Annotated in this window: 8 protein-coding genes; 2 read left to right on the forward strand and 6 right to left on the reverse strand. The window is 62.3% G+C overall.

Features of this window, described 5'->3' with window-relative positions; translation table 11 throughout:
- The first annotated feature begins 100 nt into the window (after window positions 1-100).
- A complete protein-coding gene (locus tag P8014_RS19845) occupies window positions 101-1,084 on the forward strand; it encodes a malate dehydrogenase (protein WP_337819066.1) in 984 nt (327 codons plus the stop codon).
- Between the two features lie 84 nt (window positions 1,085-1,168).
- On the opposite strand, the gene P8014_RS19850 is transcribed toward P8014_RS19845, so the two are convergent.
- From P8014_RS19850 to P8014_RS19865, 4 genes are all read right to left on the reverse strand, one after another.
- Entirely contained in the window at window positions 1,169-1,858 is a 690-nt protein-coding gene (locus tag P8014_RS19850; RefSeq protein WP_337819067.1) for a hypothetical protein, read from the reverse strand.
- 543 nt (window positions 1,859-2,401) lie between these two features.
- On the reverse strand, window positions 2,402-2,788 hold the full coding sequence (locus P8014_RS19855) for a VOC family protein (protein ID WP_337819068.1): 387 nt from the start codon (window positions 2,786-2,788) through the stop codon (window positions 2,402-2,404).
- Window positions 2,785-3,141, reverse strand: a complete 357-nt coding sequence (locus tag P8014_RS19860; RefSeq protein ID WP_337819069.1) for a GNAT family N-acetyltransferase — start codon at window positions 3,139-3,141, stop codon at window positions 2,785-2,787. The genes P8014_RS19855 and P8014_RS19860 overlap by 4 nt, the downstream gene beginning before the upstream one ends.
- Before the next feature lie 522 nt (window positions 3,142-3,663).
- Complete coding sequence (locus P8014_RS19865; RefSeq protein ID WP_337819070.1) at window positions 3,664-4,140, reverse strand: GNAT family N-acetyltransferase; 477 nt, start codon at window positions 4,138-4,140, stop codon at window positions 3,664-3,666.
- A 225-nt stretch (window positions 4,141-4,365) separates the two neighbouring features.
- Here P8014_RS19865 and P8014_RS19870 point away from each other — a divergent pair, with 225 nt between their 5' ends.
- A complete protein-coding gene (locus tag P8014_RS19870; protein WP_337819071.1) occupies window positions 4,366-5,970 on the forward strand; it encodes a glucan biosynthesis protein D in 1,605 nt (534 codons plus the stop codon).
- Between the two features lie 55 nt (window positions 5,971-6,025).
- On the opposite strand, the gene P8014_RS19875 is transcribed toward P8014_RS19870, so the two are convergent.
- Window positions 6,026-6,841 (reverse strand): aminoglycoside phosphotransferase family protein, encoded by an 816-nt coding sequence (locus tag P8014_RS19875; protein WP_337819072.1) that lies wholly within the window; start codon window positions 6,839-6,841, stop codon window positions 6,026-6,028.
- 157 nt (window positions 6,842-6,998) lie between these two features.
- Window positions 6,999-7,309 (reverse strand): hypothetical protein (locus tag P8014_RS19880; protein WP_337819073.1); only part of this gene is annotated, 311 nt, incomplete at its 5' end.

Below are 7,309 nucleotides of genomic sequence, written 5' to 3' on the forward strand. Positions count from 1 at the left end.
CTCGCGCGTGAGGAATCCGCTTACCCGCCAGTCCGTGGACGACCGGGGTGCCGTGTTAGCATTCTGCTCTTTATCCACACCCTTAGTATGGAGTAACGCTATGAAAGCCCCTGTTCGCGTTGCGGTGACCGGCGCTGCCGGCCAGATCGGATACGCACTACTGTTCCGGATCGCCGCCGGCGACATGCTCGGCAAGGATCAGCCGGTTATCCTCCACCTGCTCGAAATCACCCCGGCGCTCGATGCGCTCAAGGGTGTCGTGATGGAATTGAATGACTGCGCCTTCCCGCTGCTGCACGATGTTGTCGCCACCGATGATCTGAACGTCGCCTTCAAGGACGTCGACTACGCGCTGCTGGTCGGCGCCCGCCCGCGCGGCCCCGGCATGGAGCGCAAGGACCTGCTCGAAGCCAACGGCGCCATCTTCGGCCCGCAGGGCAAGGCCCTGAACGATCACGCCAAGCGCGACGTCAAGGTACTGGTGGTCGGCAACCCGGCCAACACCAACTCGCTGATCGCGCAGCAGAACGCACCCGACCTGGGTCCGAAGTGCTTCACCGCCATGGTGCGTCTGGACCACAATCGCGCCCTGAGCCAGCTGGCCGAGAAGACCGGCAAGCACTCGACCGACGTCAAGAAGATGATCATCTGGGGCAACCACAGCTCCACCCAGTACCCGGACATCTACCACGCCACCGTCGACGGCAAGCCCGCCACCGAGCTGGTCGACCAGGGTTGGTACGAAAGCGAGTTCATCCCCACCGTGCAGCAGCGCGGCGCGGCCATCATCAAGGCCCGTGGCGCCTCCTCGGCGGCCTCGGCGGCCTCGGCGGCCATCGACCACATGCGCACCTGGGCGCTGGGCACGGACGAGGGCGACTGGGTCTCGATGGGCATCCCCTCGGACGGCTCCTACGGCATCGAGCCGGGCATCATCTACGGCTACCCGGTGACCTGCAAGGACGGCAAGTACGAGATCGTCCAGGGCCTGGAGATCAACGAATTCTCCCGCGCCCGCATGGACGCCACCGCCCAGGAACTGCGCGAGGAGCGCAGCGCGGTGGAAGGCCTGTTCGCCAAGTAGGGCGACGGCCGGACAGCGCAAGAAGAAGGGCGGCAAAAGCCGCCCTTCTTCGTTTCACACCACGCGATGCCCGTACCCGGACGCCTATCGGCTCCGACAGAGCGGACCTTTGCAGCTTAGGGTGTTGAAGTCGTAGACGACCGAGTGCCCCGGGTTTCCGGACGGAGCGGGCGCTCCCTTGGCGATAAAGAAGGTGGCCGAATGGGCGCCGTAGAGGCCGGCGGGGTAGGTGAACGCCTTCAGCACGACGTAGGCGTTACGCAGGCGGGGCGGACGCGGCTTGGGCACACCCTTACCCACAATGGGGGGCTCATCCAGAGTGGACGGCCTCGACGACACCGCCTTGACCCACGCATCGGCATCGCGCGCCGTCGCCCTGCGAATCAGACCTTTCGCGACCGCCGCGTCGAGACCGGCTTTTCCCGCCAGCGGGGCCGAGGGATCACGGAACGATTCCGGTGAGCTGTCCGCCGCCGTTACGAGCTTCGTTTTGCCGTCGATCGGCTTGCCAAGCACCAGCCGTCCACTCTTATCGCCGACGTAGACCAGATCGACCGGCTTGCCGAACAGCGCCCTGGACTTGGGATTGAGCGCGGTATTACGGCTGTTGCGGATATAGAAGTAGCCGCATGGCCCCCGGTTGTCGTAAGTACTTATCAGCACCGGGGTTTTCTTCTCCAGACCGGTAATGACCTGGCGATGGTAGCCGGACACCAGCACTGCCACGATCTTCGTACCCTTGCTTCCAGCCCATGTTCCAGATGGTCGGCTCATAGGAAGCCAGGATCAGGGCCACCGGCCGGTTGGGGCTGTTCACCGCCACGTCGAACTGCCGCGCGGCATGACCACTCTGATCGATCTGAAAGCCCGTGTCGCGCCCCCGATATCCGCCGGCGGCATAGACGACAGTGTTGCCCGGTACCGTCAGCCCCTCGAACTTGCACTCGGTTTTCGCCGCCCTGAGTTGCGCTGATTTAGGCGGAATCTTGAAATCAAAGGATTTCACGCCCTCGGCATTCACACTCGAAGAGAAGCCGGCCGCCAGAATCGCCGCCAGAAGTTTTGCGATGTTTCCCCTCATTACCATTACCCCCCATTTGCCGCCCGGCATTCGAACCGAAGGCGCCGCGGACACGGAACATGGGTATCCCCGGGCGTCGCCGCTGCGGCCTCGCCCCCTTTGTTTTTCTATTGCATCGTCCTTGCCGACCCCGGCAAACATCACTGGACGCAGGTGCATTGGTGCCATGCGTCGCCACAGCCAGGCAACGGCTCAAGCCCGCAAAATTGACCGAACTCAATGATTCAGTCGTGGCGCTACAAAAGCTGCGCAAACCGGACGCCGAAACCGTCCGGGTCGGCAATCGTGAAATCACGCAGGCCGTACGACTGATTCCGGGGTTCCTTGACCACCCTCGCGGCCAACCCCTGCGCACGCTCCCAAATACGGTCCACGTCGTCGACCACCACGCGCACATTGGCGCACAACGGCTGATCCGTCGGCTCTTCCGCCCCCGGACGCTGATCCAGGAAGAGATAGGCCGCATCCCAGCGCAACGCGGCGAATTCCGATGTCCGGCGGGCAAGTTCGAAGCCCAGCGCGCGATAGAACGCCAGCGAGCGTTCCAAATCCCGCACGAATATCTCCACCACCAGCTGTGCTTCGAGTTCATTGCTGGACCCTACGTGTCCATCGTCATTCATGTCTGATACCTCCGTCCTTGGATATTGAGCGTCTTGTAAAAATACACCGTCGGATGCAACTCGCCGTCCGGACTCGCGGCGTAGGTGGGAATCTCGCCTACACGCGTCCAGCCCAGATGCTCATAAATACGCTCGGCCGCCGATCCGAGCAGCGTATCCAACACCAGTAGGGAAATGCCCGCTTCGGCCGCCGCCGTTTCCGCGGCAGACATCAGAGCCGTGGCAATGCCGCGGCCGCGCCATTCGCTGTGCACGAACAGCTTCTGTAGATCGGCGCGGTGGCGCCCGTTTTCTTCATTGCTCCGGCAGCTAAGTATTGCCCGCTTCAGCCGGCCTGTGCCGGCCCAAGGCAAGGCATCGAAACGCCGCTGTAATCACTCTACAGCAAGGTTCGATAACGCGGCATCGGGCCGGCACAGACCGGCCAGTCTTTTGAATACAGCATGTTCGGGGCTTGAGCAAGGCCCCGACTCGGCGTTGCACTCCCTTGCCAAGGGCTTGCCATTGGCTGCGGACTGCGCCTTGATTCAGGGCCTTGCTCAAGCCCTGAAGCGGGCAATACTTGGCTGCCGGAGCAATAAGACAAGGCGCCAGCTGCACGGCGCCCGCTACCGCGCCATCCTCTTCCGCCACCCACAGGCCCAAACCCTCGCCCAGAGCAGCCATAACCTGCTGCCAATACCGCTGCGCAGCCTCGGCCGAAAGCGGCGCGAGAAACCCGACCGAGGCGCCGCCATGGACGGAGTCCTGCAGCAGTCCGCAAAGGCCGGAGATCAACCCCGGTTCAGCATAGCGTATTCGTCGAATCGTCGGCATACAGAGTCCTTTCGTGTCGTCGAGAGTCTTAACCGGCTACTAAGGCGACGCCGCCGTTGCTACGGGTTTCGATCGCCAATATCCCGCGACATCACCAATACGTCGTCGCCCTTGTAGTGGACTTGCTCGCGAGCCTGCCAACCGAGGCGCGCATACAGGCCACCGTCCTCGCGCACGGTCTGCAAGTGCAGCGTTTCCACCCGGAAAGCGCGGGCGAGCGCCACGATCCGCTCGACCAGCTTCGAGGCGATCCGCCGGCCCCGATAACCGTCCGCAACGTACACGCCGCCGAGCCAGTGTTCGCGGTCCGGATAAATGCTCATTTCACGGTACTTCAGCTGCGCGGCCCCGATGAGCTCGTCGCCCTCGACCGCAAGCACCATCAGCGGCAACTTGTCGCGGTTCAGGTAATCCCGCAGGTCCTCACGCGCATCGGCCAGCGTCATGCCCGGCCTTCTGTAGCCCCATTGCTCGAAATACCATCCGGCGACCCTCTCCAGCTCATCCGGACGGTCCGCCAACAAAACGAAATCCACATCGCACTCCAGAATTTGGAAAACCCCGCTTACACCAACCCCGGTCCGCTCACCGACATACGATCCGACCATTGGCCGGCGCATTGGCACCCAGCATGAATGAGCGTACACCCCAACGTCGCTGTCCAGCGACAGCTCCGCTGCCGAAATTTCGCGTGCTACCGTCCGTCTCCACCATATGAATGCATACAGCGTGTTCCGGAGACAGAGAGGTTACAGCCGCGCATGAGTATCGATCCGACCCGCCGCCGGGTGTTGCTGGCCATGCAGGCGCTGGGCGTTGTTGTCGCCACGTCGCGTTCGAATATCGCCGTTGCGGCCACTTCCGCCAACGAAGCCGACCTCCAGTTCGGCCCCGCCCGGCCGTTCAGCTTCGATCTGCTGCGCCAGTGGGCGCGCGATCTGTCGCGCCGGCCGTACCGGCCCACGCCGGTGCAGCACCCGGCCCTACTCGACAAGATCGGTTACGACGTCTACCAGCAGATCCGTTTTCGCAGCGCCGATGCACTGTGGCGCAACGACCGAAAGCCGTATCCGATCGAGTTCTTCCACCTCGGCAGATACGCGCGCAAGCCGGTGCAGATCCACGCGGTCAACGGCGGCAAGTCCCGGCGCGTTATCTACAACCCAAAGCTGTTCGACTACGGCAAGAGCGGGCTGCGCGCCGAAGCGCCAGACGACCTCGGCTTCGCCGGCTTTCGCGCCATGAACACGGGCAAGGAGCCCGGCGACTGGCTCGCCTACATGGGTGCAAGCTATTTCCGCAGCGCCGGCCCGCTGAACCAGTACGGCCTGTCCGCCCGCGGCATCGCGGTCGACACGGCCGTACCGGGCGTGAAGGAGGAGTTTCCGGACTTCACCGCCTTCTGGCTGGAGGAGCCGCCCGACGGCGGCGACATCGTCGTCTACGCGCTGCTCGACGGACCCAGCCTGACCGGCGCCTACCGCATGACCTGGCGCAAGGACCAGAAGTCGGTCACCGCCGACGTCGAAGCCGAGCTGTTCCAGCGCAAGGACATCGCCCAGCTCGGCGTCGCTCCGCTGACCAGCATGTACTGGTACAGCGAGACCAACCAGCGCACCGCGCCCGACTGGCATCCAGAGATCCACGACAGCGACGGCCTCGCCATGTGGACGGGCAAGGGCGAGCGCATCTGGGTGCCGCTCAACAACCCGCCGCACGTACAGACCAACAGCTACCTGGACCACGACCCCAAGGGCTTCGGGCTGCTGCAGCGCGACCGCAACTTCCGCCACTACCTGGACGACAGCGCCTACTACGACCGCCGCCCCAGCGTGTGGGTCGAACCCAAGGGCAAGTGGGGCGCAGGTGAAGTAGTGCTGGTGGAGATCCCCACCAACGATGAGACCAACGACAACGTCGTCGCATTCTGGAAGCCCGCCCGCAAGGCCGTGGCCGGTACTTCATGGAAGCTCGACTACCGGCTCTACTGGGTAGCGCAGGAGCCCTTCCTGCCCACGGCCGCCCGCGTCGTCGCCACCCGCCTGGGCCGGCCCGGCATCCCCGGCCAGCACGCGCCGCGCGATCCGCACGGCCGTAAGTTCGTCATCGAGTTCACCGGCGGCCCGCTCGCCGACATGCACCAGCGCTTCGACATCGAGCCGGTGGTGACCGCCTCGCGCGGCAGCGTGAGCAACAAGTTCGTGCTGAAAATCCTCGGCACGAACCTGTGGCGCGCGCAGTTCGATCTGCATTCGACGGGAACCAAGCCGATCAACCTGCGCTGCTATCTGAAGCTGGGCAACAGGACGCTGAGCGAGACCTGGCTGTATCAGTATCTGCCGGGTGATTACGGCTTCAAGCGTTGAGCCGAATGTCTGCGCCAGGGCAAGGGACAAGACCTTAGAGCGGGTCTCTCAGGACTTAGACATACACCGCCATGCCTGAATAGCCGGCATTTTTTGCTAGGGCCAGAAGAGAATTTCCCGTGCTCGAGTCCACAACATTCTCCGACAATCGTGCCCCGGCCATGATGCACATCCATCGCTGAAAGTCTTCGCCAGCAAATGTCCGGAGTTTCAGATACTGCGTTTGATAGGCTCGCAAGAAGCGCTTCTTCATTTCCCGATGTGCTTCGGCTCCATTCGCATTTTGCGAATCCGGGCTGAAGTGTACGAGCAAGACTGTCCGCGCCACATCAGCGACGGGCGGCCCGACTGTTCCGTCAACCCAGTCAACGATCATGGGGCCATTTCTGGACAGCAACACGTTTCCGGGGTGGAAATCACCATGGCACATACTCCCGCCACCGCTCATCGCGGCGAGACTGTTCTGAAGGCTCAGCTTGAGTTCATCGTCCAACGATTCGGCGCATTCAATCTTGTCTTGAACCCTTTGAACCGTCGTTGGGAAACCGTCCACGGAACACTTGTGTACTTCAGCATGCAAAGCGGCCAGCAACTTGGCCATCGACTCGATTTCGCCAGGCCGCTCCTGCAGCCAATCCCCCATGGTGGGTCCGCTGCAGTCTGCAAATACAATTCCTTGTCGTCCTTCTATTTGCAGAACCTCGATCACCTCAGGCGTTGGCAGTCCCTGTCTATAAGCCAGTTCGGCCTTGGATGCCTCACGCTCCGCCTCATCCGGCGGGTACTCGGGGTGATATAGCTTGACTACCTTGCCGTCTGGCAGGGAGAACACCTCAGCAGTGCCGCCTTCGGCAATCTTTCTGAGCTTCATATCGAGGTGCTACCGGAATTCTTATGTCTCTATACGAGGAGCAAGCTGTTCGCGCAGAAGGCAATAGGCAAGGCCCTGAATCCGCCTATTGCCATCATTAAGTATTTGGGTGCTGCACTGTGCACACAATTTACCGGCAAGAACAGTATTGACCAAATTACCACCAATTAAATATGGTTATTTTAGCTCTCCTTCTCTCAGGAAACCAGAGGCCAGCCCCAACATGACGACCATCATCCTGCCCCGCCTCCCCACTCAAGCGGATTCCATGCAGCGCATGCTGGATCTGCCCCCTGACTGCATCCACGGCTTTGGAGCCACAACGCCGAAGACGCTGTAGCCCAATACGCCGTATATGCTCGGCGAGCGCAAAACCGATCATGATCGCCGTATCATGGGCCTGCTCTCGCAACAACCCGCAAACCACACGCTCCGGGATCTGTCTCTGGCCTACGGCAGCGAGAACAC

It is taken from the genome of Acidihalobacter sp. (genome assembly GCF_037381185.1).
Classification (GTDB): Bacteria; Pseudomonadota; Gammaproteobacteria; order DSM-5130; family Acidihalobacteraceae; genus Acidihalobacter_A.